The organism is Arcobacter vandammei (assembly GCF_016106035.1).
Taxonomy (GTDB): domain Bacteria; phylum Campylobacterota; class Campylobacteria; order Campylobacterales; family Arcobacteraceae; genus Aliarcobacter; species Aliarcobacter vandammei.
Map to the genome: position 1 here is coordinate 94,133 of NZ_JADKPZ010000003.1, position 25,486 is coordinate 119,618.

24 protein-coding genes are annotated in these 25,486 nt (G+C 27.9%); 8 read left to right on the plus strand and 16 right to left on the minus strand.

The features are described from left to right. Positions 1-57 precede the first annotated feature (57 nt). Positions 58-600: a hydrolase gene (locus IQC44_RS02580; RefSeq protein ID WP_198304645.1), complete on the plus strand. Its 543-nt coding sequence runs from the start codon at positions 58-60 to the stop codon at positions 598-600. Between the two features lie 105 nt (positions 601-705). On the opposite strand, the gene prpF is transcribed toward IQC44_RS02580, so the two are convergent. The 4 genes from prpF to prpB all read right to left on the minus strand — a co-directional run bounded on the left by prpF (position 706) and on the right by prpB (position 6,783). Then, a complete protein-coding gene (gene prpF, locus IQC44_RS02585; RefSeq protein ID WP_198304646.1) occupies positions 706-1,881 on the minus strand; it encodes a 2-methylaconitate cis-trans isomerase PrpF in 1,176 nt (391 codons plus the stop codon). Between the two features lie 157 nt (positions 1,882-2,038). Further along, on the minus strand, positions 2,039-4,624 hold the full coding sequence (gene acnD, locus IQC44_RS02590) for a Fe/S-dependent 2-methylisocitrate dehydratase AcnD (RefSeq protein WP_198304647.1): 2,586 nt from the start codon (positions 4,622-4,624) through the stop codon (positions 2,039-2,041). Between the two features lie 75 nt (positions 4,625-4,699). Then, a complete protein-coding gene (prpC, locus tag IQC44_RS02595; protein WP_198304648.1) occupies positions 4,700-5,851 on the minus strand; it encodes a bifunctional 2-methylcitrate synthase/citrate synthase in 1,152 nt (383 codons plus the stop codon). Between the two features lie 44 nt (positions 5,852-5,895). Next, the gene (gene prpB / locus IQC44_RS02600; RefSeq protein ID WP_198304649.1) at positions 5,896-6,783 is read right to left on the minus strand and encodes a methylisocitrate lyase; all 888 of its coding nucleotides are present in this window, start codon (positions 6,781-6,783) and stop codon (positions 5,896-5,898) included. A 170-nt stretch (positions 6,784-6,953) separates the two neighbouring features. Between prpB and IQC44_RS02605 the strand changes: the two genes are divergently transcribed. Beyond that, entirely contained in the window at positions 6,954-7,931 is a 978-nt protein-coding gene (locus tag IQC44_RS02605; protein ID WP_198304650.1) for a hypothetical protein, read from the plus strand. A gap of 47 nt (positions 7,932-7,978) precedes the next feature. Here the strand turns inward: IQC44_RS02605 and IQC44_RS02610 are convergent, their stop codons facing one another. The 5 genes from IQC44_RS02610 to IQC44_RS02625 are packed head-to-tail and all read right to left on the minus strand — an operon-like array spanning position 7,979 to position 10,460. Then, positions 7,979-8,761, minus strand: a complete 783-nt coding sequence (locus IQC44_RS02610) for a DUF6548 family protein (protein WP_198304651.1) — start codon at positions 8,759-8,761, stop codon at positions 7,979-7,981. A 15-nt stretch (positions 8,762-8,776) separates the two neighbouring features. Then, positions 8,777-8,902, minus strand: a complete 126-nt coding sequence (locus tag IQC44_RS11650) for a hypothetical protein (protein WP_257120158.1) — start codon at positions 8,900-8,902, stop codon at positions 8,777-8,779. 10 nt (positions 8,903-8,912) lie between these two features. Then, entirely contained in the window at positions 8,913-9,134 is a 222-nt protein-coding gene (locus IQC44_RS02615; protein ID WP_198304652.1) for a hypothetical protein, read from the minus strand. Further along, positions 9,131-9,979 (minus strand): hypothetical protein, encoded by an 849-nt coding sequence (locus tag IQC44_RS02620; RefSeq protein ID WP_198304653.1) that lies wholly within the window; start codon positions 9,977-9,979, stop codon positions 9,131-9,133. Before IQC44_RS02620 ends, IQC44_RS02615 begins: the two co-directional genes overlap by 4 nt. Positions 9,980-9,989: 10 nt before the next feature. Then, positions 9,990-10,460: a hypothetical protein gene (locus tag IQC44_RS02625; RefSeq protein ID WP_198304654.1), complete on the minus strand. Its 471-nt coding sequence runs from the start codon at positions 10,458-10,460 to the stop codon at positions 9,990-9,992. Positions 10,461-10,539: 79 nt separating this feature from the next. Here IQC44_RS02625 and IQC44_RS02630 point away from each other — a divergent pair, with 79 nt between their 5' ends. Together IQC44_RS02630 and IQC44_RS02635 are read left to right on the plus strand one after the other, a co-directional pair. Beyond that, positions 10,540-10,800, plus strand: coding sequence for a helix-turn-helix domain-containing protein (locus IQC44_RS02630; RefSeq protein ID WP_228286232.1), 261 nt, complete (start codon positions 10,540-10,542; stop codon positions 10,798-10,800). A 115-nt stretch (positions 10,801-10,915) separates the two neighbouring features. Next, on the plus strand, positions 10,916-11,842 hold the full coding sequence (locus IQC44_RS02635; protein WP_198304655.1) for a D-2-hydroxyacid dehydrogenase: 927 nt from the start codon (positions 10,916-10,918) through the stop codon (positions 11,840-11,842). An 87-nt stretch (positions 11,843-11,929) separates the two neighbouring features. On the opposite strand, the gene IQC44_RS11655 is transcribed toward IQC44_RS02635, so the two are convergent. The 3 genes from IQC44_RS11655 to IQC44_RS02645 are packed head-to-tail and all read right to left on the minus strand — an operon-like array spanning position 11,930 to position 14,280. Then, positions 11,930-12,058, minus strand: a complete 129-nt coding sequence (locus tag IQC44_RS11655) for a hypothetical protein (RefSeq protein ID WP_257120160.1) — start codon at positions 12,056-12,058, stop codon at positions 11,930-11,932. Beyond that, a complete protein-coding gene (locus IQC44_RS02640; RefSeq protein WP_198304656.1) occupies positions 12,055-13,065 on the minus strand; it encodes an OmpA family protein in 1,011 nt (336 codons plus the stop codon). The genes IQC44_RS11655 and IQC44_RS02640 overlap by 4 nt, the downstream gene beginning before the upstream one ends. Positions 13,066-13,071: 6 nt before the next feature. Next, entirely contained in the window at positions 13,072-14,280 is a 1,209-nt protein-coding gene (locus IQC44_RS02645) for a MotA/TolQ/ExbB proton channel family protein (RefSeq protein WP_198304657.1), read from the minus strand. Between the two features lie 136 nt (positions 14,281-14,416). Between IQC44_RS02645 and IQC44_RS02650 the strand changes: the two genes are divergently transcribed. Beyond that, the gene (locus IQC44_RS02650; protein ID WP_198304658.1) at positions 14,417-15,379 is read left to right on the plus strand and encodes a L,D-transpeptidase; all 963 of its coding nucleotides are present in this window, start codon (positions 14,417-14,419) and stop codon (positions 15,377-15,379) included. Between the two features lie 16 nt (positions 15,380-15,395). Here the strand turns inward: IQC44_RS02650 and IQC44_RS02655 are convergent, their stop codons facing one another. Continuing rightward, a complete protein-coding gene (locus IQC44_RS02655) occupies positions 15,396-15,986 on the minus strand; it encodes an HPP family protein (protein ID WP_198304659.1) in 591 nt (196 codons plus the stop codon). A 140-nt stretch (positions 15,987-16,126) separates the two neighbouring features. Here IQC44_RS02655 and IQC44_RS02660 point away from each other — a divergent pair, with 140 nt between their 5' ends. Beyond that, on the plus strand, positions 16,127-16,681 hold the full coding sequence (locus IQC44_RS02660; RefSeq protein WP_198304660.1) for a PhnA domain-containing protein: 555 nt from the start codon (positions 16,127-16,129) through the stop codon (positions 16,679-16,681). Positions 16,682-16,714: 33 nt separating this feature from the next. Here IQC44_RS02660 and IQC44_RS02665 read toward each other — a convergent pair whose 3' ends face one another. After that, positions 16,715-18,613: an LTA synthase family protein gene (locus tag IQC44_RS02665; protein WP_198304661.1), complete on the minus strand. Its 1,899-nt coding sequence runs from the start codon at positions 18,611-18,613 to the stop codon at positions 16,715-16,717. A 139-nt stretch (positions 18,614-18,752) separates the two neighbouring features. Between IQC44_RS02665 and IQC44_RS02670 the strand changes: the two genes are divergently transcribed. Then, positions 18,753-20,360, plus strand: a complete 1,608-nt coding sequence (locus tag IQC44_RS02670; protein WP_198304662.1) for a phosphoethanolamine transferase — start codon at positions 18,753-18,755, stop codon at positions 20,358-20,360. Continuing rightward, positions 20,341-21,027, plus strand: coding sequence for a phosphatase PAP2 family protein (locus IQC44_RS02675; RefSeq protein WP_198304663.1), 687 nt, complete (start codon positions 20,341-20,343; stop codon positions 21,025-21,027). The genes IQC44_RS02670 and IQC44_RS02675 overlap by 20 nt, the downstream gene beginning before the upstream one ends. Before the next feature lie 2 nt (positions 21,028-21,029). Here the strand turns inward: IQC44_RS02675 and IQC44_RS02680 are convergent, their stop codons facing one another. Next, positions 21,030-23,054 carry a dynamin family protein gene (locus IQC44_RS02680; RefSeq protein ID WP_198304664.1) on the minus strand — a complete coding sequence of 675 codons (2,025 nt, stop codon included), beginning with the start codon at positions 23,052-23,054 and terminating at the stop codon, positions 21,030-21,032. Then, the gene (locus IQC44_RS02685) at positions 23,054-25,405 is read right to left on the minus strand and encodes a dynamin family protein (RefSeq protein WP_198304665.1); all 2,352 of its coding nucleotides are present in this window, start codon (positions 25,403-25,405) and stop codon (positions 23,054-23,056) included. Before IQC44_RS02685 ends, IQC44_RS02680 begins: the two co-directional genes overlap by 1 nt. Positions 25,406-25,486 lie beyond the last annotated feature (81 nt).

The window sequence follows — 25,486 nt, forward strand, 5'->3', positions numbered from 1 at the left end:
ATTTATCTTTGGTATATTTAAGCCTTATTTATTTGTATTAAAAATCAAGGAGAAAAAATGAGAATAAAACTAGATGATACACTATTTTGCTTGGTTGATGTTCAAGAAAGACTTTTCCCACACATTGGAAATAAAGATGAACTTGAAAGAACTCTTCCAATTTTGGTAAAAGGTATGAAAGTTTTAAGTGTGCCAATAGTGGTAAATGAGCAGTATAAAAAAGGAATAGGAGAGACTATTCCTGTTTTAAAAGAGCTAGTAGAAGAGTATACAGCTTATGAAAAAACTACATTTTCAGGTTGCCAAACATCTGAAATTTTGGACACCTTTAAAAATAGTGGCAAAAAAAACATAGTTGTTGCAGGGATTGAAACTCATGTTTGTGTACTTCAAACTTGTATAGATTTGCTTGAAAATGGTTTTAATGTGATTTTAGTTACAAATTGTAGTGGAAGTAGAAGTAAAACAGATCATAAAATGGCAATAAAAAGATTGATTCAAGCAGGTGCAATACCTACAACTTATGAGTCAATTTTATTTGAACTTACACTTGATGCGAAAAATCCAAACTTCAAAGCAATTTCTTCTTTGATTAAATAAATTTTGTCCCAAATTGGGACAAATATTTACTTTTTGTAAATAAAAAAAAGGGAGATAGATTTTTCTATCTCCCTTTAAATTTTAAAAATAATTAAGAAATTCTAATTACCCTAAAATCTCAGCAGGTGCATATACTTCACCTTTCATAATAATTCTTGCACTTCTGCTCATTGTAGCTTTATCAACTATATATTTTCCATTCTCTTTTTTGATAACTGCTCCAACTTTTAAAGTTCCAGATGGATGTCCAAACTCAACAGCAGTTTTTTCTCCACCACCAGCAGCAATATTTACTAAAGTTCCTTCAATACAAGCAGCAACACCAATAGCAACTGAAGCTGTTCCCATCATCGCATGGTGAAGTTTTTGCATAGATAAAGCTCTTACATGTAAATCTATTTCAGAAGCTTTTACTTCTTTCCCACTTGAAGTTGTAAAATCACTCTTTGGTGCAACAAAAGCAATTTTTGGAGTGTGTTGTCTTGTTTCTGCCTCTTTTAAATCGCTTATTAGTCCCATTTTAAGTGCTGCATAGCTTCTAATTGTTTCAAATCTTTTTAAAGCCTCTGCATCGCTATTTATATCAGCTTGAAGTTCTGTTCCTTTGTAACCTATATCAGCAGCATTTAAAAATACTGTAGGAATTCCTGCAGTTATCATAGTAGCTTTAAATGTACCAATATTTGGCACTTCTAAATCATCTACAAGGTTTCCAGTAGGAAATAACTCTTCACTTGGATCAACTGGTTCTGCAAACTCTAGTAAAATTTCTTGTGCTGGGAAAGCAACACCATCTATATAGTAATCTCCCATCTCTTTAACTTTTCCGTCCACCATAGTAACATAACAGAGAATTGTTTTTTTGATATTTGCCTGCCAAATTCTTACACAACAAACACCATTTTGCGGTACATTATCCACAAGCCCCTCATGAATTGCAAAAGGTCCAACAGCAGAGCTTAAATTTCCACAATTTCCACTCCAATCCATAAAATCTTTATCAATAGCAACTTGTCCAAAGTAGTAATCTACATCGTGGTTAGGAACTGTACTTTTTCCAACTAAAATAGCTTTAGAAGTACTAGAAGTTGCTCCTCCCATACCGTCCATTTGTTGTTTATAAATATCAGGACTTCCTACTATTCTTTGAAGAAGTTTATCTCTTTTTACTTTGTCTTCTTGTGCCTCTTTTGGTAAATCAGCGATGTTGAAAAATGTTCCTTTTGAAGTTCCACCTCTCATATATGTTGCTTTTACTCTAATTTGTTCTTGATATGCCATTTTTACTCCTAAAATTTAAAACTTTAAAAAATGATTTTTTAATCACTTTATAAAATTCTATTCTTACTTTTCGCATCCAAAAGAAAAGTAAGAATAACTTAAACTCTAAATTATTCTTACTTAGGCAAGGACTAAAGTCCTTGTCCCGAACAAAGTATTATTTCCCAGCAATAACATCTTTTGCGAATTTTTGTAAAATTCCACCAGCTTTATAAACTTCAACTTCTGCAGAAGTATCTAATCTACATAAAACAGTAAATTCTACTTTTTCACCATTTGCTCTAGTCATTTGTACTTTTAAATCACATCTTGGAGTAATATCTCCAACAATATCGAAAGTTTCAGTTCCAGTTATAGCATAAGTATGTCTTGTTTCACCATCTTTAAATTGAAGTGGTAAAACACCCATTCCTACAAGGTTTGTTCTATGAATTCTTTCGATTGACTCAGCAATTAAAACTTCAACACCTGCAAGTCTTACACCTTTAGCTGCCCAGTCTCTAGAACTTCCTTGTCCATAGTTTGTTCCAGCAATGATGATTAATGGTTGTTTTCTTTCCATATAAGTTTCTATAGCTTCCCACATTCTTGACTCTTTACCTTCTGGCATAATTTTTGTCAAGCTTCCTTGTTTAACATTTCCATTTTCATCTTTAACCATTTCGTTAAATAATTTTGGATTTGCTAATGTTGCTCTTAAAGCAGTGTTGTGATCCCCTCTATGTGTTGCATAAGAGTTTAAATCTTCTAAAGGTAATCCCATTTTCAGACAATACTCTCCAGATGCACTTTTCGCTTGAATAGCATTTGATGGAGATAAGTGGTCTGTTGTTATATCATTTGGAAATACACCAAGTGGTCTTAAATTTTTAAGAGCTGGCATAGACATAAATTCATCTTCCCAATAAGGTGGTTTTTGAATATATGTAGATTTTGCATCCCATTTATAGAATGGCTCAGCTGCTTCTTTTGCACCTTTTGCAAACATTGGGTCATAAATTGCTCCAAACATTTCAGGTTTAACTGCACTATTAACAACTGCATCAATCTCTGCATCACTTGGCCAAATGTCTTTTAATCTAATATCATTACCATCTTTATCTTTTCCTAAAACATCTGTTTCAATATTAAATCTAATACTTCCAGCAAGTGCATAAGCAATAACAAGTGGAGGAGAAGCTAAAAATGCCTCTTTTATGAATGGGTGAATTCTTCCATCAAAGTTTCTGTTTCCAGATAATACAGCAGTTGTATATACACCACTAGCAGCTGCTTCAGCTTCAAGTTTTGGATCTAAAGCTCCACTCATACCATTACAAGTTGTACAAGCAAATCCTACAATTCCAAATCCTAATTTCTCTAACTCACCTAATAATCCAGACTCTCTTAAGTATAATTCAGCAACTTTTGAACCTGGTGCTAATGAAGATTTAACCCATCTTTTTCTTGTTAATCCTAACTCATTTGCTCTTTTTGCTAATAATCCAGCAGCAACAACATTTCGTGGATTTGAAGTATTTGTACATGATGTAATAGCAGCAATTAAAACTGCACCATCAGGGATAACTTCATTTGTAATTTCGATTTTTTTAGTAATTCCTTCTGAATCAAGTGCAGAAACAGGAAGCAATTTATGTGGTTTAGAAGGACCAGCTAATGTTCTTGCAACTGTTGTTAAATCAAATTCAATAGTTCTTGCATATGTAGCTTCGCTTAAAGAATCAGCCCATAAACCATTTGCTTTTGCATAAGTTTCAACCAGTTTTACTTGCTCAGGAGTTCTTCCTGTAATTCTTAAGTAATCAATAGTTCTATCATCAATTGCAAACATTGCAGCACTTGCACCATATTCAGGTGTCATATTTGAAATAGTTGCTCTATCTCCTAAATCTAGGTATTTAATTCCACTTCCATAGAACTCTAAATATGCAGAAATTACATTGTTTTGTCTTAAGAATGATGTTAAAGATAAAGCAATATCAGTTGCTGTAATTCCAGCAGCTCTTGTACCTTTAATCTCAACTCCGATAATCTCAGGAACTCTCATATATGAAGGGTTTCCAAGCATTACATTTTCAGCTTCAAGTCCACCAACACCAACTGCAATAACTCCAAGAGCATCAACATGTGGAGTGTGTGAGTCTGTACCAACAAGAGTATCAGGACTTGCAATCCCATCTATATTATGAACTACTGGAGACATTTTTTCAAGGTTGATTTGGTGCATAATACCATTTCCTGGAGGAATAACATCAACATTATCAAATGCTTTTTTTGTCCAGTTAATAAAATCAAATCTATCAGCATTTCTTCTATCTTCAATATCTCTATTTTTTTGGAAAGCATCTGGGTCAAATCCACCACACTCAACAGCTAGTGAGTGATCCACTATTAATTGTGTTGGAACAACTGGATTGATTTTTTGTGGATCAACACCACTTGCAGCAACTGCTTCTCTAAGACCTGCTAAATCAACAAAAGCTGTAAGTCCTAGAATATCGTGACAGATTACACGACTAGGATACCAAGGGAAATCTTTGTCTGTTCTTTTTTCAATTAATTGAATTAAAGAATCTTTTAAATCTTCGCTTGGACATTTTCTAATTAGGTTTTCTGCTAATACTCTTGAAGTGTAGTTTAGTTTTGCAAAAGATCCAGCTTGTATATCTTCAACAGCACTTTTTACATCATAATATTTAACATCTAAACCATCTAATTGTTTAAGATATTTTTCGTTTGTCATTTTAATTTTCCATTTTTTATTTTGAAATTTATTGTAAAAAAAAATTTAGGCTAAATTTAGCCTAAATTTTAAAGATTATTTTCTTTCTTCTAAAGGGATGTAAGCTCTAGGCTCTGGTCCTGTATAGCTAGCTGATGGTCTAATAATTTTTCCATCTTCTCTTTGCTCAATTACGTGAGCTCCCCATCCTGTAACTCTTGACATAATAAAGATTGGAGTAAACATATCTGTTGGAATTCCCATTTGGTTGTATGATACAGCAGAGAACCAGTCAAGATTTGGGAACATTTTCTTTTGATCCCACATAATTGTCTCAATTCTTTCAGCAACATCGTACATTAACATATCTTTATTCTCTTCAGATAGTTCTTTTGCAACTTTTTTGATTACTACATTTCTTGGATCTCTTGAAGAGTAAACAGGGTGTCCAAATCCAATAATAATCTCTTTTCTTGCCATTCTCTCTTTGATGTCTTTTTCTGCTTCATCAGCTGAAGAGTATCTTTCTTGAATTCTAAATGCAACTTCATTTGCACCACCATGTTTTGGACCTCTTAAAGCTCCAATTGAACCAGTGATACAAGAGTACATATCTGAGTTTGTTCCTGCAATTACTCTTGAAGTAAATGTAGAAGCATTAAACTCATGCTCTGCATATAAAATTAAAGATACATGCATAGCTTTAACCCAAGATTCTCTTGGTTTTTCACCATGTAATAGGTGTAAGAAGTGTCCACCAACTGTATCTTCATCACTTGCAACATCAATTCTTTTTCCATTATATGCAAAATGGTACCAATATAATAAAATTGAAGGGAAAGCTCCAATTAATCTATCAATAATATCTTGAGCAGCTGCTTTTGGATGAGCTTCATCTTCTTGATTTAATGCTCCAAGAACTGAACAACCTGTTCTCATAACATCCATTGGATGACATGTGCTTGGTAATTGCTCTAATGCAACTTTTACACCTTGTGGTAGTTCTCTATAAGTTTTAAGCTTAGCTTTATAAGCCACAAGTTGTGCTTTGTTTGGTAACTCACCATAAACTATTAAGTGTGCAATCTCTTCAAATTCAGCTTTTTCAGCAAACTCTAAAATATCATATCCTCTATAATATAAATCATTTCCTGTATTTCCAACTGTACATAATGCTGTACTTCCAGCTGCAACACCTGAAAGTGCAACTGATTTTTTTGGTTTAAACTCTGTACTTGTAGTACTCATATTTTCTCCTTAGTTTAGTGTAAAATAAAATAAGGAAAAGCTAATTACTTAGCTTTTCCTTTTGAAAATAACTCATCCATTTTTTGCTCATAAGCATGGTAATTTAACATATCGTATAATTCCATTCTTGTTTGCATTGTATCAAGAACTGCTTCTTGAGTACCTTTATCTTTTAACTCTTGGTAAACATTTAGTGCAGCTTTGTTCATTGCTCTAAATGCTGATAATGGGTAAAGAACCATATCAATTCCAACACTTGCTAACTCTTCAGTTGTAAACATTGGAGTTGCACCAAATTCAGTAATGTTTGCTAAAACAGGAACTGAAATTGCATCTGTAAACTCTTTGTACTCTTTTAAAGTATGTACAGCTTCAGCAAAAATTGCATCTGCTCCAGCTTCAACATAAGCTTTTGCTCTAGCAATTGCAGCAGCTTGACCTTCACTTGCATGTGCATCAGTTCTTGCAATAATATAGAAATCAGGGTCTAATTGTTGTTTAGCATCAACAGCTGCTCTAATTCTATCGCACATCTCTTCAGTAGATACTAGCTCTTTATTTGGTCTATGTCCACATCTTTTTGCTGCAACTTGATCTTCAATATGCATACCAGCAGCTCCAGATCTAATAAACTCTTTTACTGTTCTAGCAACATTGAAAGCATGTCCCCAACCTGTATCAGCATCAACGATTAATGGAGTATCACAAATAGAAGTAATTCTTCTAACATCAATACAAACATCTTCAATCATTGTCATACCTAAATCTGGTAAACCATAAGAAGCATTTGCAATACCTCCTCCACTTAAGTAGATAGCTTTGTGTCCTACTCTTGTAGCTTGTAATGCTTGGTAAGCATTAATTGTTCCAACTATTTGTAGTGGACTAGAAGTTTTAAGAGCTTCTCTGAATCTTTTTCCTGCACTTGTCATATATATCCTTTAAAAAATATTGTAGAGTCATTATACATAATTTAGAAAAAAAAGCTTGTATTATTACAAATGAAAAAATACAATTTTTATACAAATATTATAAATTGTACAATATTTGTTTTTATGTTAAAAAATAGTACAATATGCAAAAATAAAATTAAAGGTAGCTTATGAATTTTAAAAATTCTATTGAAAAATTTGTAGAAATATATAATAGATCAAATTTAAGTATATCCAAATTTGCTTCTATGATAAATAAAGATAGAAGAACGGTTACATCGTGGATTGATAACCATACAAATATAGAACCAACAAAAGAGACAAAGGATAAAATTTGTCAAATTTTTAGGTATCCAGATTATATTTGGGAAGATGCTTGTAGTGGCGAAGAGTTCTTAAAATCTATAACTCAAATACCACAAAAAGAGGTAAGAATTATAGATGAAGACTATAAAGGGCGATTACAATATATCATTGAACATGAAAAAAATAGAAGATTTGTAATACAAGCTCAATTTCCAGGACCCATGTATAGAGATTCTGCTGTACGAAAAGTGTACAAAGGAACAACAAGTCCTGATATAGAAGAGCTAAAACAAGAGAGAATTGATCAAATGCTAAGATATGATTATGATACAACTGAGTGGTATTCGATAAAATCGGTACTTAGTTTTTGTTTTGCAAGTATTGGAAACTTCTTTACAAAAGATGAAAAGATAAAAATACTTGAACTTATGTATGAGTTATTTAATAATAACTACAACAAAAAGCTATTTTTATTTGACTCATTTTCAAGAAAAATTTATGGAATGGAGACAACATATATATCTATAAATGTAAAAAATAAGATTTTGTTTTTTAAATCACCTATTGAGTCTGTTTTTATTGAAATTAGAAATAAAAATCTAGTTGAAAGAATGCACAAATATTATAGCTCTCCTATTGAAGCACCTTCTCATGTGAATTTTTTGGAGTCCGTAAAAATTTTAAAGATACTTCAAGATGCACTAAAATACAACAATACAATTACTCAAGCTTATGAGACTATAAATCGTGAAACAAATTATGGAGAACTATTTTATAATAATCTTAGTGTTGATTTGCAAAAAGAGGTAAGTCCACCAAAACTTGGGCAAAGGAGAAATTAGAATAAATACTTTATTCTAATTTATTTAGAAAATGGGCTTTAAAGCTTTTATTTTTTGGATAACTTATTTTGAATTTCTTCTTTCTCTTTTAAATACTCTTTTAAAGTTTTTTCTTCATTTGAAAGTTCAACTTTTAATTTTTTTAAATTCTCATTTTTCCAAATATGTTTTGTAATAGCATTATGATTTTCTTTAGTCTCTTTTTCTACACTATTTTTTAAATTTTCAACTCTTTTTTCTATTGAAGAAATTTCATTTTTTAAAAAATCTTGTCTTGTTTCTAAAGCTTTATAATCTACATAAAAAAATATTTTATATATAAAATAAATAAGAAGAATTAGAATAAAAACAGCTAAATATTTAATATATTTTTCAATTTTTTCATCTCTTTTATTGTCTTTATTCAGATTATAATTATTGTATCTATTAAAATTATACTTTTCATCTATTTTAGATTTAATATCAATTTTATCATTAGAAAAATTGCTATATTTTCTTTCTTTGGAAGCTTTCACCTTAGAAATATACTGCCTTAATTCTAGTATTGCTGATTCAACCATTGAACTATATTCGGCAATATTAGGATTTGCATCAGGATTATGAACTGTATCATTTCTAATTGATGCTATTTTTCTTAATCTTTTTACATTGATGTTGTTATCAGCAAATGTTTTTTCCATAAAATTTATATACTCATGAAGTCCTCTTCCTTCAGCTTTTAGTTCATCTTTAAAGATTGCTTCTAGTTGCTTGGATAATCTAACAACTTCTCCTATAGCAAATGATTCTAGTTCGGTATTTTCTATATATTCATTATTTAAATTATCCATAATCGCCCTAAAATATTATTTCTTTGAAAAAATTGCTTTTATTAAATTTGCAATTCCCTCAATAGTTTTAATAACTAACCAACCTAATTTCATAAAACTCTTTAAAATCCATGCTTTCCAACCACTTACACCATTACTCATTTTTTCTCCTTTATTTATATAAATTTTTAATATTATTTTTTCTTTTTTCTAATTCATCTTGAGAGATTTTATATTTTTCTTCTAGTTCTTCAATTTTTTTGTTTTTATCTTGCAATTCTTTTGCAAAATCTGAATAAATAGCTAATGCAATCTTTTTTCTTAAGTCACAACAATCTGTATAAATGAAAGCACTAGTTATTAAAATGATTAAAGAAGCAATTAAATATCTCATTTTTTTCTCCCAAATATCCTTATTAAAGGTAAGCAGAAAATTATCAAACCTTGTTGAAGTAGAAGATATGATATTGAAAGAGTGAAAAATTTAATAAAATTTAAGACAGAAATCATAAAATAAAAAAGACTAAAGTAATGTTTTCTATCATTATCTAAGAAAATATCTACTATTTCATTTGCAAAAGCTAATTTGAAATTGTCTAATAATATATATGTCGTAACTATTTGTCTTGAAATATCGTTACTTCCATTTGAAATAATTTTATTTTCAAGAGTTAATTCATCAAAATTATTTAAACTGATTTGATTTGATGATACAAATGAGTTGGTATCATTATATGATATTGTTATTGCTAAAATAAAAGATGATATAACTGCACCTAAAAAAATTCTTAAAAAATTATTTCCTACATCAGTAACTTCTGATTTTAGATTATCTTCTAAACTATTTGGAATCCATTTTTTAGTCATTGAAATATTAAATACTAATACATTAATTGCAACCATTACAATAAATAATAAAAAATTATTAAAAATATTAAAGTCATATGAAATACCTTTAAATATATATAATAATACAAATGAAGTAACAATACTAAATATTATTGATATTACAAATGAAATAATACTGTGTTTACTAAACCAATGAAATATTTTGCTATCTTCTTTTGCAATAATTCTAGTCGCTTTTCTAAGTGCTTTTTGCCTTTCAAATAGGGCAATAAATATAAAAAAGCAAGAAACAAAATACAATATTAATGATAAATTGTCATTTTTTGTAAAAATTATATTTTGTACAAAAACAAAAACCCATAATAATAAAACAAAAAATAAATTAGTCAAGCCAAACTTTTTAATAAAAAACACAACATTCCCCCCATACAATAAAATTAAAAAAACTACCTAATAATGAAATTAGATATATAACTAATAGTGTTAAAATTGTACCTAGACCTATAGTTTTTAGGAAAGAAATAATAGGAGACTCTTCATTACTTTTATAATTTCCATTAGATATTTCTTCTAACTCTTCTTTTTCTAATTTTTTATAAACTAAATCTCTTGATTCATTAAAAATAATATTACTTATAAACTTAACATTTTTAAGTTTTTCATCAATATCTGAAATATCACTATTCTTATCTAAATTTGCAAAAGATTTTAAATCTTTGATATTTACACCAATAACTCTTAAATACTGTTCTACAGAATTTATTTTTTTAAGAAATGTACTACCCTCGGCATTTAAATCCTCACTTAATAAATCTTCAATAAATTCAAGTTCTTCAAAAAACTCTTTCTTCTTATCAATATCTTTTTTCAATAAATAATCCAATATATTAGATTGTTTTAGAAATCATAACAAACTAAACTTAAAAAATCTAATATATTAGGGTGTTTTTTTGAAAGATATTGAAGATTTAGAGTTTGATTTTGCTGAAAAATTACATAGAAGAATTGGGGAAAATGTTCAAAAAGTAAGAAAAGCAAAAAAGGTATCTCAGCTAAAACTAGCTTATGCTTTAGGATATAAATCAGTTTCTCAAATATCTAGTGCAGAAGTCTATTACAATAAAATACATTTTAATATTGAACAACTTGCAAAAATTTCTTATGTTTTAGATGTCCCAATATCTATATTTTTTGAAGATACAGAGAAATAAAATACAGCTATAAAAAATCCCAAAATCATCTTACTAATGCTATTTTCTCATTTTTTATATTGTTTTTTACTCTATTTTTTTATGTTATAATCAAAATTTAATATAAGGAAGAAAGATGAAAATAGTAATTTTAGATAGAAAAACTTTAGGATTTGATGTAAGTGTAGATGTTTTTTCAAAATTTGGGGAAGTTGTATCTTATGATATAACAAATGCAAATGAGACAAAAGAAAGAATTAAAGATGCAGATATTATTCTTACAAATAAGGTTTATGTGGGAGAGAATGAGTTAAAAAACTCTAGTGTAAAACTTATCTGCATAACTGCAACAGGGATGAATAATGTAGATTTAGCTTATGCAAAAGCTTCAAATATAGAGGTGAAAAATGTTGCTGGTTATTCAACTTCTAGTGTTGTACAACTTGCATTTTCTATGATTTTTTATTTTGTACAAAAACTAAGCTACTATAAAAAATATGTAGATGAACAAAACTGGCAAAAAAGCGATACTTTTACTCATATTGATGAGCCATTTTTTGAACTTGATAAAAAGAGAGTTGGGATTATTGGGCTTGGTGAAATAGGACAAAATTTTGCAAAAAAAGCTACTGCTTTTGATTGTGAAGTTGTTTATTATTCTACAAGTGGACAAAATTCAAATACTCTTTACAAAAGTGTAAGTTTGGAAGAGTTACTAAAAACTAGCGATATTATCTCGATTCATGCACCTTTAAATGAGAAAACTCTAAACCTTTTAAAATATGATGAATTAAATCTTATAAAAGATGGTGCTATTTTACTAAATCTTGGTCGTGGTGGAATTATAAATGAAGCTGATTTAGCAAAAATCTTAGATGAAAAAGAGATTTTTTGTGGGCTTGATGTTGTTTCAAAAGAACCAATTGAAGAAAATAATCCACTATTAGCTGTAAAAAACAAACAAAGACTTTTATTAACTCCGCATATTGCATGGGCTAGTGTTGAAGCTAGAAAGAGATTAATTGAAAAAGTAGCAAATAATATTGAAGAGTTTTTAAAATAAATCTAGGAACAGGGAATTTATTCCCTGCTTATGCTATTTTATTTTTCTTACGACTGGACTGAAGTCCAGTTTCCAATTGTAAATAAACTATTTTCTAAAAAATACTCTAAATATTTTTTTGTAGAATGGAAGCTTTTTTTCATAAAGCTTCTCTTCTACAATCTTTCTAAGAGAGATTAGATTTTTTGGAGTATAAATAGCTTTTGATATTTTCACTTTTTATCTCCTAAATAGTTTTGAATCTCTTTCATAGCATCTTCATTTTTTAGATTAAATTTAATCTCAATTCTTCTTGAAGCATCTTTATCTTCAACTCCATTTTTATCTAAAATTAAATCACTATCACTTCTTCCACTAGAGTTTATATATTTGCTAAGTAAATCTCTACTTATGATATTTGAATCATATAAAAACTGCATAACAGCTTGAGCTCTTTGCTGAGAAAGTGCAAGATTTGAAAGATAAGTTCCATCGCTATTTGTATGCCCTTCAATAGTTATACTTTCGATATTTTTTCTTATCTCTTTATCTTCAAGAAGTGTTGATAGATATTTTTTTAGAGTATTTTTTAACTCTTTTTTTGACTCCTCTTTTAGTGTTGATGAAGCTTGGTCAAATAAGATATTTGAAGAGAATTTTATAGCTCCACTTTTTTCATCAATTTGTATAGAGTCGCCCAATTTCTCTTTTAGTTTTGCAATAACATTTAGTTTTAAACCAGTTAATGTTTTGATTTTAAGTTTGGCAATATCAAACTCTTCAACCATTTTTTGATGAATTTGAGTTTGAACCAAAAGCTTATCTGCTAAAAGTTTAATCTCTTCATCTCTTAGAGTTATAATATTTGATTTTTCATCTATATTTTTTGTAATCTCTTCATTTTTTGTCTGTTCATCTTTATATTTTACTTCAATATCTAAAAGCAGGGCTTTTAATTTGTCAATTTCACTAGCTTTTAGATTTATCTCATTTTTACTATTTTCTAAATCATTTTTTGTATTTTCATATAAATTTTTGGCTTTTGCTAACTCTAAAAATAGTTTTGATTTTTGCTCTTCACTTGAATTTAGAGCCTTTTTCTCCTCTTCTAGGCTATTTTTACTAACAGTGTATTTAATAACAATTGCCCCAATTACTAGAATAAATACAAAAAGTAATCCAGCCATTAAATCTGCATAGGAAATCCAAAAATTTTCTTGACTATTTTGATCTTTTTTATACATTCTTCACTACTTATTTAACTCTTTAAATTCTTTTAAATCAGAAATTATTTTTGAAGCCTCTTCATCTATTGCTTCTAAAGAGTTTTTGATTTTTTCATCATAATTTTCTAAACCTTGAGTAAATTTCCACTCAATTTTATCCATATCACCTTTCATCGTCTCAATACTTTTAATAATATTTGAATATATAGCTTTTAGGTTGTCTGAGCTTAGATTTCCCATATGTGAATTTAATTTAATAATATTTAGATTTAACTCTTCAGTAACATAAGTATATCTATCTTTTTGTTTTTCAAAGTTTGAGATAATATTTGAAATTGAGTTTGAAACACTATTTAAAGCAACTACCAATCTTTCATTATTTTCTATATTTGTATCAATTTTTGAAGTTAATAATAACTCTTTTTCTAAAAGATTTTCAAGATTTTCAAATCTTTTTTCTATTGAACTATTTATTGACTCTAAAATATTGCTTGAAGTTAATTCAGAAAAAATCTCTCTCATTTTTGTAAAGTTATCAAGATTACTTTTTAGATGAATTGATTCAATATCAAGTCTTGTCCAAAATAGAGATTTTGTCTCTTCTTTGATTTTGTATGAAAGTTGTTGGAATTTACTCATCCCAAATTTTTCAAAAAAAGTCCACCAAATAGATAAAAAAATACCATAAATAGATACATAAAATGCTGTTCCAACTCCACCTAAAAGCTTTGTAATCTCACTTTCAAGTGCATTTGTAGCATTTGAGCTAAAGTCAGGCATTGAAATAGCAATAGATATAAATGTTCCTAAAATTCCTAAAGTTGGGAAAATTCCACTTGCAATACTTGAAAAATTACTATTTCTTAAATTACTTGTATAATCTTGTAAAAAATCATCAACATTTCCATTTGCTTTTGTTGTATCTCCAATTGTAAGTTGGTTTTTATTTGCATACTCTTTTAGATTTACATCAACATCGTGGTATAAAGTTTTGAATTTACAAGCAACATAAAAAGCATTGTGTTTTACAAAAAATAGATAGATTAAAAGAATAAAACCTATTAAAATAACACTATGAATTTCAAATTTCAGTGGAAAAACTCCAGCAAAACATAAAATTACTAATAAATATAATAAAACAGGAACAGTCAAAAGTGTTACAAATTTAGAGTTTGTATTACAATTTGACTGCAAGTTTTGGCTAATCTTTAATGAATCAGCATTTAGTATCATAAAAATTCCTTAGATAAAATAATTTTTTGTGCGAATTTTAACATAATAAACTAATATAAAAGGTAAATTAACATAATATTTGCCAATTAAAAGAAATAATAGGTAAAATAGAGAAAATTTTAAAAAAGATATATTTATGAGAAGAATTATTGCAATATTTATAATATTTACTTACTTTTTATACTCAAATGAAGAGTTTCCAATAGTTTCTACAATGCCACCTTATGAAGAGTTGGAATTTGTAAGCTATGACTATTTTCCTAAGCAAAATAATCAAAATATTATAAAAAAAGAAGAAGCAAGAAATTTTAAACAAGAAGAAAAAAAATATATAGAAAATAATCAAAATAATGAACAAAAACTTGAAACAAAAGTTCAAGAAAAAGTTATGAATAATGAAGAGATATTTGTAAAAAAAGTAGATAGTGTTAGCAAAAAAGTTGAAGTTTATTTTAAAGAACCAGTTGAAGAAGAGCTAAGTGAAGAGATAAAAGTGGATTTAAGAGATACTTCTTTTAGGGAGTTTGATGAAAATGAGAAAAAATATAAAGATTCAGATGCTCTTTTAAAAGCCTTGAGTATAGGAAATCCTAAGAATTATGAACTTACAAATAAGAATTTAGAAAATTATGAAGAGTTGATTATTGAAGTTGATTCAAATAAAAATATTATGAGAGTAAAATCAAAAGTTGGTAAAAATATAAGTGAAATTAAAACTTATACTGTTTCAACTGCAAAAACGGGTATTAAAAAACCTTTGGGTGAAGGAAGAATCTCAGCTGTATCTTTAAATCCTGTATGGTATCCAACAAATGATACAAGAAGAAGTTTTGAAAAAAGAGGAATAATTTTACCAACAGTTGTTCCTGCAAATCACAAATACAACTACATGGGAGCTGCAAAATTAAATCTTACACATATAGTTGATGGAAATCAGACATATAGAATTCACGGTACTTTAAATGAAAAAACTATAGGAAGTAAGGAAAGTGCTGGTTGTATTAGAATGAAAAATTCTGATGTTTTAGAACTAGCAAAAATGGTTCAAAATTTTTTTGATACAAATGGAGCTAGTAAAGTAAAAGTTATTTTGCTATAACTTTTACTTTTTCCTTTTACCTTTTACCTTTTAGAACTTTTCGTTTGTGCCTTTTATACTGTTTTTTTAGAAAATCTTTATAGCTTTGAGGATATGCTCGGTTTTTAGGGATATTATTTATTATAAATGCTATTAAAAATAGAATTAATGCTCCACTAAAAACAGGAACTAAAACATAAAAAAAACCTAAATCGTGAATTTGTTCGTTTCCAATAACTGCAATTAAAGCTGTTGCACCACCTGGTGGATGTAGAGTTAAAGTAAGTTGCATAACTAAAATAGAAGTTGAAACAGCAATTGCTGCAGCTAAAAAAAGATTTGGTTCAAATAATTTATATGAAATCACACCAATAATTGCAGATAATATATGTCCACCTATTAGATTTTTTGGTTGAGCAAGAGGAGAGTTTACTGCTCCATAAATTAAAACAGCACTAGCTCCAAATGAGCTTAATACAAGTACTAAACCATCATCATCTAAAAAGTTTTTATGAAAATATGTTATTGCTAAAATACCAAGTAAAGAACCAATCCAAGACCAAAATAAGTTTGATTTATCAAGTGCTTCAGAGTTTATTCTTTGAAATTGTCTATAAAAAAACTTCATTACAATACCTTTTTTAAAGATTAAATCTTAATATTTTTCAAAATTTTTTTTTATGATTTTGGTCAATAGTTTAAAATAAAATTCTAAATTTTGTTTATTTCGATATAATCTTAGCTATTTTTTGAAATGAGGTAATTTTTATGAGTATTGAACAAGAACTTTTAAATAGAAGCGATTCATCTTGTGAACTTTGTAAATCAACACAAGATTTAACTGTTTTTGAAGTAAGTCCTAGTGATGGAAGTGTGGAACAATCTGCACTTTTATGTGGAAAATGTAAATCACAATTTGAAGATGATAGTTTTTTAGATGAAAATCATTGGTTTTGCTTGAGTGATTCAATGTGGAGTACAACTCCTGCTGTACAAGTTTTGTCATATAGAATGCTAAAAAAACTTGGAAATCAAGACCAACTTGATATGATGTATTTAGAAGATGATGTAAGAGCTTGGGCAGAAGCTGGAATTGCTAAAATTGATGATAGTATAGTTCATAAAGATAGTAATGGTGTAGTTTTAAATGCTGGAGATACAGTTACAATCATCAAAGATTTAGATGTAAAAGGTACTACATTTACAGCAAAAAGAGGAACAGCTGTAAGAAATATTTCACTTACTTCTAATCCTGAACATATAGAAGGAAGAGTAAATGGAGTAAAGATTGTAATTCTTACTCAATTTGTTAAAAAATCTTAAAAAGATGAGGTTTATACCTCCTTTTTAATTTAGTTATTTATAAGATTTATTTTTATACATATCATCTAAAATATAAATCAAAGCTAAAGCTTCTTTTTGTAAATTTTCATTATTTGGAATCTCTACTAATTTTTTATCTTTATATTCGTAAGTTTTACTAGGTAGATTTGGTACTAAAATAGATATGTTATCCCCTTTTCTATAAGCATAAGTTTCATCAAAAATCATTAAGTTTATATCTTGTTTGTTGTCTTTAAATATAGAATTTCCTAAAATAGGGTAAGATAAATCAATTCCTATTAAATCCAAAGCAGTTGCTAAAACATCAGGTTGTGAGCTAAGTCTTTCAACAATTTGAGGTTTAATATCTTGGCTTACAATAACTGCTGGTATTTGAAACATATCAATAGGTACAACTTGATCCCCATAAACTCTTACATTATGGTCAGCAACTACAACAAAAACTGTATTTTTATAGTAAGCTTCTTGTTTTGCTAGTTCAAACAGTTTTCCTATTGCAAAATCTGCATATTTTATAGCATTTTCAGCACTTTGCTTTGGAATATTTTTTTCAAACTCTATTTTTCCATCTGGAAGTTCAAAAGGCATATGATTTGATGAGCTAAACATAACAGTTACAAAATTTTCGCCATTTTTTGAGTAGTTTTTAAACATCTCATTTGCTTTTATCACTAAATCTTCATCACTAACTCCCCAAGTACTTTTAAAAGTTGGATTTTCATAATCTTTTTCTTCAATTACTTTATCAAATCCATTTCCTAAGTACCAACTTTTCATATTATCAAACCTAGCTTCTCCACCATAAATAAAGCTTGATTTATAACCATATGGTTTTAATAAAGTTGCTACTGTAAAATAGTCGTGTTGAGATTTATTTCTTTTTACAACTTCGTTTCCTGTTATTGGTAAAGTTCCACTAGTTAAGGCTGCAAGTCCTCTTACACTTCTTGTTCCATTTGAATATAAATTTGTAAAGGCTATATAATTGTTTGCTAAATTATCCAAATTTGGAGTTAGATTTTGTTTTCCTATAAAACCTGTAAATTGAGCACCCATACTCTCTTGTATAAAAATCACAAGATTTTTTTGCTCTTTTTTATCTAAATAAGTTTTTACCTCTCTATAAAATGGTTTAGTTTTATCTTTATAAGAAATTCCCAAAACTTTTGAAACAAGATTGTATGCCTCTTCTGTATTCATAATTCCATATTTTTTTACATCACTTTCACTTTTTGCATTTGAATAGTAGGCATAAGCTAAAGAGTGCAAAGAGTTTTTTGTAATCTCATTTATAACTCTATTTGTACTATATAAAGCATCAGAGATATTTACAGGTCTATGCCCAAAAGATGAACGAATACCAATAAATAAGATTAATAAAATAGGTAAAAGTAAAGCAACTCTTGAAAGATAGTTTTGTTCAAAAACCTTTTCAAACTTTATAAAGTTTGATTTTAGGTATATCTTAATAGTAATAAATATCAGAATAAAAGCAGCGATAAACTCAAATTTATAATCTTTGAAAAGTAATGAAGCAACCTCTTTTGGGTACTCTAAATATTCAATAAACAGATAGTTTGGTCTTAAATCATATTGTGCAAAAAATGGAAAACTTGCACTTTCAATAAACAGAGTAATAACTAAAAAAGCTAAAATATAAAAGTTTAAAAATTTTGAGATATATTTTGAAAATATTTTGGGGCTTAAAGCCAAAAAAATCGTGGGAATTACCAAAATTATGAATATTGATATTGTATCCATTCTTAGACCATAGACAAAAGTAAGCAAACTTTCACTAAAAGAAATATCACTTAATCTATTAAAATAGATAAGATAAAAAAAAGCTCTTCCCAAAAGAAAAAGAGCAACAAAAAGTAGATAAACTTTAAAAAGTTCCCGAGAAATTGACATAAAACCTCTTTGAATTAAAATTAAGTAAAATTTTTTGAAACAATATTAGATATTAATTACAAATTGGTTACAAAAATAATTGTTTATTTATTAACCTTTTTGATGTATAAATTCAAAATTTTAATATAAAGGTTTATCTTTGAATCCACTCTCTTCTTATAGGCTAATACTTTTTAGCTCTACTGTTTTTACTCTATTTTACAACTTTAAATTTTTTAAAGATTTGTTTACTACTTATGGTTTTGCTGGTTTAAATCTACTATATTTTTTATCAACAGCTATTTTACTTATAGCTTTGATGACTTTGCTGTTTTCAATTTTTGCTTCAAAATATACAACAAAACTTATTTTGATAACTTTGTTTGTAATTTCGGCATTTACAGCCTATTTTATGGATAGTTACGGTGTTGTGATTGATACAGAGATGATAAGAAACTCTTTGCAAACAAATTTAAATGAGTCAAAAGATTTATTTAGTTTTAAGCTTATCTTATATGTTATTTTTCTAGCAATTCTTCCTACATATTTGATATATAAGGCAAAAATTGAGTACAAAAGTTTTAAAAGTGAGCTATTTTCAAGGTTAAAAACTATAATCCTATCTTTACTTGTTATTTTAGTGATAGTGTTTAGTTTTAGTAAATTTTATACCTCTTTTTTTAGAGAGCATAAATCTCTAAGATACAACATAAATCCGATATATTGGATTTATAGTATTGGAAATTATGTACATAAAACTTTTGATACAGCACCTACAACACTGCAAGAAATAGGAAAAGATTCAAAAGTAGTTGAGCCAATAGATGAGCCAAAAGAGTTGATTATTTTAGTTGTAGGAGAAACTGCAAGAGCTGATAGATTTTCTCTAAATGGTTATGCTAAAGAGACAAATCCACTTTTAAAGCAAGAAAACTTAACTAGTTTTACAAATATGTACTCTTGTGGAACTTCAACCGCACACTCTGTTCCTTGTATGTTTTCAGTATATCCACGAGAGCAATATAACTACAAAAAAGGAATTTCTACACAAAATGTCTTAGATGTCTTAAAAAATACAAAGGATATTTCTATACTTTGGAGAGACAACAACTCAGATTCAAAAGGAGTAGCTCTTAGAATTGATTATGAGGACTTTAGAACATCAAAAACAAATACAATGTGTGAAGATGATGAGTGTAGAGATGAGGGAATGCTTGTAGGTCTTGAAGATTATATAGAAAAAAATAGTGGTAGAGATATTTTAATAGTACTTCACCAAATGGGAAGCCATGGGCCAGCTTATTATAAAAGATATCCAAAAGAGTTTGAAAAATTTACTCCTGTTTGTAAAACAAATCAGCTAGAAAACTGTACAAAAGAGGAGATAAATAATGCTTATGACAATACTATTTTATACACAGACTATTTTTTAAGTAAATCTATAAATTTCTTAAAAAAATATTCAAATACTCATGAAGTAGGGCTTGTTTATATGTCAGACCACGGAGAAAGTCTAGGAGAAAATGGTGTCTATCTTCATGGAATGCCCTATCCTTTTGCTCCAAAAGAGCAAAGAAATGTAGCATCACTTATTTGGCTAGGAGATGGAGCTATGGAGCATGAGTATGACAAAGCAAAAATAAATTTGCTTAAAGATAAAGAGCTTTCACAAGACAATCTATTTCATACTCTTTTAGGGCTTTTTGAAGTTGAGACAGAAGTTTATAAAAAAGATATGGATATTTTAAATGATTCAAGAAACGATTAATAGACAAATTATCATTACAACTATTTTATTAATAGTTGTAATCTTGCTTTTTGAGTTTACAAATTTTGATATAGATTTTCAAAAGTTTTTTTATAATTTTGAGAATAAAACTTGGTTTGTATCAAAAGATGAAGCAATAGCAGATTTAATCTTTTATAGTGGGTTTAAAAAATTATTTATTGGCTTTTCTATTTTAGTTGTATTAATAACTATTTTTTTATTTTTCAAGAAAATTGGCTTTCTTCAAGAGTATAAAAAAGGTTTATTAATTTTATCTTTATCACTTGTTTTAGTTCCTTCTTTATCTGGATTAAAAAATATTACAAATGTTCCTTGTCCTACTAATATTATAGAGTTTGGTGGCAATTCAATAGATGTAAAAATCCTTGAAAGTTACCCAAAAGATTATATTCAAGAGTCAAAACATAGATGTTGGCCTGCTGGTCATGCTACAATGGGATTTTCTTTAATGGCACTATATTTTCTATTTAGAACACAAAGAAATAGAAATATTGCTTTATTTTTTGGTGTAACTATTGGAATTTTAACGGGTGGTTATAAGATATTAATTGGAGATCACTTTTTAAGTCATACTTTAGTTACTATGTTAGCAGCTTGGTTAGTTATTTTATTAGTTGCTAAAGTAGTAAATAAAATAAAAGAGTAGGTTTATACCTCCTCTTTTATCTTCTCTAAATCTTTGATTTTTTCTAAATATTGCTCTTTTTTATTTTTTACAAACTCAATTCTATCTTTATTTATCTCTAAATATTGCTCTTTTGAGTATTTTATAATTTTAAATAGATAGTTTCTTTTTGAAGTTAAGAAATCTTCGATTTTTTCAAAACCAAAGTTTGCTTTTAATTTTGCAACAATTTCATCTTCTCTTGGGTGTGAAATAGAAAATCTACTTGGCTCTTTTTTGTATAGCTCTTCGCTTTCACTTATTTGTTGCTCAAAATGAGCAATTGTTGCTTGAGTTGTTTGAATATATGAGTAGGATAAAGCACCATTAAAGTATGCAAATTTCTTTCTAAGTGCTGAGATATTTTCTAAAATTGCTTTATGGAAAGTTCTTAAAACATTTTCATAAACTTTTGCAGCAAAGTGTCTTGTATTTGAAAACTCAATATCTGAAGCTATCTCTCTTTGTTTTCTAATAAGTTCAAAAGGCTCTTGCCACTTTACAACATCATTTTTTATTAGACGATAAACATCTCTAAATGCCTCATCTGTATCTAATTCTATATTTTTTAAAAGCTTAATTGACCTTTTAAACATTTTATCTACTGTTTGGTCATCATAAAATAGTGCTTTATAAACAGCATCGCTATCTATCCAAAAAGTTTCATATTCAAATTTCTCTATTTTTTCACCAAAAAGTGATTTTGACTCTTCAAATCTAAGAGATTTTTTTCTTTTGATATTTTTAAATGTCTCATTTGCAATTTTTTCCATAACAGCTTCCAAAGAGTTATAGATACTAAAAAGCTCTTTTGAATATCTTTTATGAATATTTTCAAAAGCTTCATCAACTTTTGTTTCACATGACTCTAAAACATTAACTAAAGCATCATAAACTTTGATTATTGTTTCATACTCTTTTACTAAAATATCACAAAAACTTCTTAAATCTTTTTTTATTGCAAACTCTTTAGCTTCTGCTGCTTGTGGTCTTATTGTTGTTTCTATAAAATCTAAAACTTCATTAATATTTGAGTCTTCCAAAAGTTTTGTATTATGTGAAGTATCACTTTGTTTTATAGATATTATTTTTCTTTTATGCTCATTTAAAAGATTCTCAATAGATATATTGTTCTCTATATCTTTTGCTAAAAGCTCTTTTTTTAGTTGAGTTAGAAGATTTATATTTTCATCTTCAATTAAAATATCTTTCTCTTTTGCTCTTCCCTCAAGAGCTTTTATAGCTGAAATTGGTACAACCTTTGCAAAATATTTACTAAATTTATCTTTTACATAGTTTGTTGTAGTTTCAACTTGAGTAGGAGTTAATTTATCTTTTTGATTTAGTACACAAAGTGATTTATTTTTAAAGTGTTGCATATACTCTTCTAAAACTTGAGCTTCAGATAGTTTTCCTGCATTATCAATCAAAGTTAGCCAAATAATCCCACCAACATCTTTTAAAACTCTTCTTGTAACATCTGTATCACTTTGAGATTGTGAGTTAAGACCAGGAGTATCTACAAATGAAATCTCTTTTAAAATTGGCATTGGAGCATAAAGTGTAAGATATTTGATATTTTTCATATCATCTTGTCTTTGGTCTGTAAAATCAGCAATGCTTTCTATTGGAGCAAATTCTGTTGCCCCTGAATAGTAAGTGATTTTTAGTTTAAACTCTTCACCATAGTTTATAAAGTTTACTTTTGAAGTAACTGGTGTAATTCCTGTTGGAAGTATATTTCTTGATAAAATAGCATTTAAAAATGTAGATTTTCCTGCACTAAATTGCCCTGTAATTGCAACTTCCATTGGGTATCTTGCCCGTCTTAACTGCTTATTTAAAATAGATTGGAGTTGAATAGAAGGATGAAATTTTTCATCTAGTAATTTATCAATAGTTTTTTTAATATCACCAACTAAACCATCTTCATAAATAATCTCTTTTAGGTTATTTTGTTCCTTAAATTCATTTATAAAACTTTTTAATATATTAATATTTGCACTCATTAGTGTAGTCCTTTGATATTTAACATAATATTTTCTAATTTTTTTATATTTTTATGAAGATTTATAGATAATTCAGCTTTATTTTTATCATTCTCTTCAAAAGTTTTAATCCTATTTTGAAGACTCTCTTCTTCATTTTTAAGTCTTTGTTCAAAAGCTTTTAATGGAGCATTTAGAGTATTGAAAAAGTTTTCAATTAAAAGTGAACTAACTTTTTTTGCTTTTGTTTTAATATCATCTTCAATTCCTTTAAACTGAGTCTTAATAATATCTTCAATAACTCTATCAAGTTCATTTAATCTACCCTCTTTAGAACTTCCAACAGCAGAAATAATCTGACTTACCATAATTTCATTATTTGAAGTTAAAAACCCACTTTTAAAATCATCTTGGAAAAATCCTCTTGCATCAAAATTCTCATTCTTATGTCCTAGAGCAAAACCTAAATCGTGATATTTTTGTTCACATTGCTCCCCAATAGTTTGAGATTTTTTTATAAATTTATATCTATAATCTCTAATTACATCAATAATTCCATCTTTTATAGCAGTTTCAACAATCACTTTTACTCTTGCATTTTCTGGTCTTTTTTTAGTTTTTTCTAAAGAGTATCTAGTATCATTTACAACTCTTTGTTTTATTACATTTTGTAACTCCAAAAGCTCACTTTGTAGAAATGTTTCTAAAGAATCTATATAAGACTTTGCATCGCCTTTGTAGTAATTTATATCTTCACTCATAGAAAAAAGGACTCTTTTATTTGACTCTTTTTTCTTATTAAACTCTGCTAATTCAAGCTCTAATTCATCTTTTGATTTATTTAATAAAGTTAATTCATAGTTATTAAATGTTACTTGCTTCTCAATTAATCTATTTAATTGAGTTTTTGCTGATTGAATTACTAAATCACCTTTTTGTGAATTTGTACCAAATAGGCTCTCCATAAGATAGTTTTCTATCTCTAAAATTCCTGTATCTTCCAAGGTAAATCCAGCTTCAAGTGCCTCTTTTTCTCTACCTGTTCGATGAAGAAGTGCCATATATCCAGAGATTGGAATAAACTTAATAGTTTTTAAAATATGATCTAGTTGAGAGTCTTTGTTCTGTGCTTTTAATTGTCTTTCAATAGATGATTTTGTGTAGTTTATAACTTCTTCAAGATTTTTCTTAGAAACTGTATCAGCTCTAGTAATTACTACTAAAAGTTTTGAGATATTTTGGTATAAAACAGCATCAATAATAAACTCAACATCTTTTAAAGTTGCACTTTGGCTTACATTCATTAAGTGCATCATCATATCACATTTACTTATATACTCTTTTGTTATCTCTTCTCTTTGAATAACAGGGTCATCAAGTCCTGGAGTATCAACTATTTCTATACCATCACTTAAAAATTTAAGATTGCTTCCTAATTCTACATATTTCACAAGGTTGCATTTTTTTTGGCTATGTTCAGCTGAAGTATATAAAGCTAAATCATTTATATCAACTTCATCAAATCTTGAAACTGGTCTTATGTAATTTTTTAGATTTTCACCAAAGACTCTGTTTGTCTCATTTACAAAATCTCTCATACTTTCTAAACTTTTTGCACTCTCTTCTATTTTTTCCCACTCTTTACTATCCCAGTAGTAAACTTTTGCATTATCAGTAGGATTGTGTTTAACAATAGTTAAATTTGCAGTTTCAGGAACAACAGCACTTCCTAAAATCTCTTTTCCCATAAGTGCATTTAGCATTGTAGATTTTCCAGCATTCATAACACCAGTAATTCCAATAGAGAATTTTTGATTATTTATATAATTATCTACACTATTTAACTCTTCTTGAACTTCGATATTTGATATTTCATCTTTTAACTCAATAAGAATATTCTCAATATTTTGTTTTAAATCCTTAAATGATGATTTATTTTCATCATCAATTTTTGATAGATTTAAACTATCTTCATCTTTTAAAGCATCTATTTCTTTGTAATCAAACAAAGAGTGTAGTCTAGTATAGCTATCTTTATCAATAATATTTTCATTTTGTAAATATTCAAAACTTTGGTTAATTGTTTCAAGATTTGATTTTGTTTTATTTGCTGAAATAATTTCTATAATATTTTCTTGAATATGATAAAACTCATTCGCATTTGCAGGTGTTTTTATCTTTAGTTGTTGGCAAAGAGTTTTAAAAGAAGTAAGATTTATGTACTTCTCATAATTCTTCCTATTTGCACTTATAATTAAAGAAAAAATAGTAAAAGTATCAGAATTAAGCTCTATGTGTATTGGCTCTATTTCCAGATTTTTTTCAAAGGTAATTCCGTGGTATAGTAAAAAATAGTCGTTTGTCAAACTCATTTATTGTCTCTCCTAAATAAAAAAAGTTAAATATCACCAATGATATTTAACTTTTTCTATATTTCATATTTATGAGAGCTT

Bases quoted from the DNA above. Each gene is read 5' to 3' on its own strand.
- IQC44_RS02580 (WP_198304645.1), top strand. From the start codon at position 58: ATGAGAATAAAACTAGATGATACACTATTTTGCTTGGTTGATGTTCAA.
- prpF (WP_198304646.1), bottom strand. From the start codon at position 1,881: ATGGCATATCAAGAACAAATTAGAGTAAAAGCAACATATATGAGAGGT.
- acnD (WP_198304647.1), bottom strand. From the start codon at position 4,624: ATGACAAACGAAAAATATCTTAAACAATTAGATGGTTTAGATGTTAAA.
- prpC (WP_198304648.1), bottom strand. From the start codon at position 5,851: ATGAGTACTACAAGTACAGAGTTTAAACCAAAAAAATCAGTTGCACTT.
- prpB (WP_198304649.1), bottom strand. From the start codon at position 6,783: ATGACAAGTGCAGGAAAAAGATTCAGAGAAGCTCTTAAAACTTCTAGT.
- IQC44_RS02605 (WP_198304650.1), top strand. From the start codon at position 6,954: ATGAATTTTAAAAATTCTATTGAAAAATTTGTAGAAATATATAATAGA.
- IQC44_RS02610 (WP_198304651.1), bottom strand. From the start codon at position 8,761: ATGGATAATTTAAATAATGAATATATAGAAAATACCGAACTAGAATCA.
- IQC44_RS11650 (WP_257120158.1), bottom strand. From the start codon at position 8,902: ATGAGTAATGGTGTAAGTGGTTGGAAAGCATGGATTTTAAAGAGTTTT.
- IQC44_RS02615 (WP_198304652.1), bottom strand. From the start codon at position 9,134: ATGAGATATTTAATTGCTTCTTTAATCATTTTAATAACTAGTGCTTTC.
- IQC44_RS02635 (WP_198304655.1), top strand. From the start codon at position 10,916: ATGAAAATAGTAATTTTAGATAGAAAAACTTTAGGATTTGATGTAAGT.
- IQC44_RS02640 (WP_198304656.1), bottom strand. From the start codon at position 13,065: ATGTATAAAAAAGATCAAAATAGTCAAGAAAATTTTTGGATTTCCTAT.
- IQC44_RS02645 (WP_198304657.1), bottom strand. From the start codon at position 14,280: ATGATACTAAATGCTGATTCATTAAAGATTAGCCAAAACTTGCAGTCA.
- IQC44_RS02650 (WP_198304658.1), top strand. From the start codon at position 14,417: ATGAGAAGAATTATTGCAATATTTATAATATTTACTTACTTTTTATAC.
- IQC44_RS02655 (WP_198304659.1), bottom strand. From the start codon at position 15,986: ATGAAGTTTTTTTATAGACAATTTCAAAGAATAAACTCTGAAGCACTT.
- IQC44_RS02660 (WP_198304660.1), top strand. From the start codon at position 16,127: ATGAGTATTGAACAAGAACTTTTAAATAGAAGCGATTCATCTTGTGAA.
- IQC44_RS02665 (WP_198304661.1), bottom strand. From the start codon at position 18,613: ATGTCAATTTCTCGGGAACTTTTTAAAGTTTATCTACTTTTTGTTGCT.
- IQC44_RS02675 (WP_198304663.1), top strand. From the start codon at position 20,341: ATGATTCAAGAAACGATTAATAGACAAATTATCATTACAACTATTTTA.
- IQC44_RS02680 (WP_198304664.1), bottom strand. From the start codon at position 23,054: ATGAGTGCAAATATTAATATATTAAAAAGTTTTATAAATGAATTTAAG.
- IQC44_RS02685 (WP_198304665.1), bottom strand. From the start codon at position 25,405: ATGAGTTTGACAAACGACTATTTTTTACTATACCACGGAATTACCTTT.